This window comes from Mycobacterium sp. (assembly GCF_035603715.1).
Classification (GTDB): domain Bacteria; phylum Actinomycetota; class Actinomycetes; order Mycobacteriales; family Mycobacteriaceae; genus Mycobacterium.
On sequence record NZ_DATNJW010000049.1, the window covers coordinates 1 to 2,292 of the forward strand.

General features: G+C 66.0%; 3 protein-coding genes and 1 pseudogene. 1 reads left to right on the plus strand and 3 read right to left on the minus strand.

The annotated features are described in order from the left end of the window. Both VN856_RS01915 and VN856_RS01920 read right to left on the minus strand, forming a co-directional pair. Positions 1-605 (minus strand): MFS transporter (locus VN856_RS01915; RefSeq protein WP_325685603.1); only part of this gene is annotated, 605 nt, incomplete at its 3' end. Next, entirely contained in the window at positions 602-1,318 is a 717-nt protein-coding gene (locus tag VN856_RS01920) for an LppX_LprAFG lipoprotein (protein ID WP_414686847.1), read from the minus strand. The genes VN856_RS01915 and VN856_RS01920, both read right to left, overlap by 4 nt. Before the next feature lie 84 nt (positions 1,319-1,402). On the opposite strand from VN856_RS01920, the gene VN856_RS01925 reads away from it, so the two are divergent. Then, positions 1,403-1,996 (plus strand): riboflavin synthase, encoded by a 594-nt coding sequence (locus VN856_RS01925; RefSeq protein WP_325685607.1) that lies wholly within the window; start codon positions 1,403-1,405, stop codon positions 1,994-1,996. Positions 1,997-2,009: 13 nt separating this feature from the next. Here VN856_RS01925 and VN856_RS01930 read toward each other — a convergent pair. Beyond that, a pseudogene (locus VN856_RS01930) lies at positions 2,010-2,292 on the minus strand (hypothetical protein); the annotation flags it as partial.

The window sequence follows — 2,292 nt, forward strand, 5'->3', positions numbered from 1 at the left end:
ATTTTTTCCGGCTCGCCGCTGCGGTCCCGGGACGGCAGGCTGAAGTGGATCATCACCATCGCGGCGAGCGCCAACGGGACGTTGATCCAGAACACGTCCTGCCAGCGACTGGTCAGCCAGACGATGAAGATTCCGTAGAGCGGGCCGAGGACGCTGCCCAGTTCCTGTGCGGCACCGATGCCCCCGAGGACACCGGCGCGGTTGCGCTGGGCCCACAGGTCAGCGCCCAGTGCGAGCGTCACCGGCAACAGTGCGCCGCTGGCCACGCCCTGGATGGTGCGGCCAACCACCAGTACGTCCAAGTCGGTTGACATCGCCGTGATCACCGACCCGACCAGGAAGGTGGCCAGGCTGACTTGCAGAAGCAGCTTGCGGCCGAACCGGTCGGATGCCCGGCCAAGCAGCGGCATCGCCGCGATGTAGCCCAGCAGATACCAGGTGATGATCGGCGTGATGCGCTGCAGATGGTTGACCGGAATGCCGATGGTGCTGATGATGTCGCGCATGATGGTGACCACGACATAGGTGTCGAGTGCACCGAGTAGTACGGCCAGGCTGCCGGCGCCGATCGCGACGCCGCGCCCCGCGTGCCGGGGTGCCGTCACGGGGCGACAGGGGGCTTGGTGACCTGCACCGGCGCGTTCCAGTTCGACAGCGTCATCTGGACCGAGTTGCCCGGAGTCTGCTCCAGCTGGATCTGGGCCAACTGGTGGTCACCGTTTTCCTCGATCCACGCGGTCGTGTTAGCCGGTTGCGTCGCTTTCATCTGCGGGGCAAGGCCATTCACCGCGTCCGCCGACGTGGTTCCGGTGATCTTGATGGTGCTCTGCCCGTTGATCGTTTCGCGAGACTCGGCCTTCGGATTACTCAGATTGGTCAGCACGTTCGCCAAGCCGGTGTCCGGCTTGAGGATCGAGGACGGGTCGTAGATAGCGGCCGCCGGCCCGAAGCTTTCCCACTGGCCCGGGCTCATCGCCGCGTACAGGGTTCCGCTGTCGACCACGAACTGGGCGTCGATGTCGGAGCCGCCGAACGTGATGTTGGCATTGCCCTGGGCGGCGGTGGCGGGCGCGGTGGTCAGGTCGCCGGTGAGGTTCTTGATCGGCAGGTGCTTGATCTTGCCGTTGACCGACAGCACCAGGTGCACGCTCTTGACGTTTTTGGTGCTTTGGACGGATTCCTTGATCAGGTTGGCCGCGTCCGGCAGCGCAGCGCCGGACTGTTTCGAGGACGATGAGCAGCCGCTGACAACAGTGGCTGCGATCGCGAGTGCGGCGAGAACGGCGAGGATTGGGCGACGCGTCTGCATAACTTGCAGAGTAGCGGGTCGCTGGAAGTCGATCATGATGCGCAAGGCTGCTGCGGCGTCGCGCGGGGGAGCCGCAATCACTAGCCTGAGGCCATGTTCACCGGAATCGTTGAGGAGTTGGGTGAGGTCGTCGGCAAGGATGACCTGGGCGATTCCGCTCGCTTCACCATCCAGGGTCCGGTGGTGACTGCCGACGCCGGTCACGGCGACTCGATCGCCGTCAACGGCGTGTGCCTGACGGTCGTTGAAGTGCTGCCCGGCGGCCAGTTCACGGCCGACGTGATGGGCGAGACATTGAGCCGGTCCAGCTTGGGTCGGCTGGCCGCAGGTAGCCGGGTCAACCTCGAGCGCGCCGCCGCGGTGAACAGCCGGCTCGGCGGTCACATCGTGCAGGGACACGTTGACGGCACCGGGAAGATCTTGTCCCGCTCACCTTCCGAAAACTGGGAAGTGGTCCGCATCGGCCTGCCCGCGGAACTGACCCGCTATGTCGTCGAAAAAGGTTCGATCACCGTCGACGGCATTTCGCTGACCGTCTCAGCGCTCGGCGACGACTGGTTTGAGGTGTCGCTGATTCCGACGACTCGCGAGCTGACCACATTGGGTCATGCTCAAGCCGGGGATCCGGTGAACCTTGAGGTCGATGTCATTGCGAAATACGTTGAGCGGCTGATCACGACAAAGTAGGGCTCCAACTGCATCAGGTGCCGTTGGGGCCATTGTTGCCGCTGTAGCCGAGGCCGCCGAGGGGGTTGCCCGAGCCGCCAAGGCTGAAGTCACCGCCCTGGCCGCCGTAGCCAAACGTACCGTCCGCCCCGGGCGCCCCGCGCGTGGAATCCTCGGCGTTCCCGCCGGCACCGCCGGCGCCGTGGTTGCCGCCGGCGCCGCCGTTGGCGCCGTTGCCACCGTGACCGCCGGGGCCAGACACGGAGCTGCCGCCGGCGCCACCGGCACCGCCGTCGCCGCCGGTCAAGCCGTTGCCG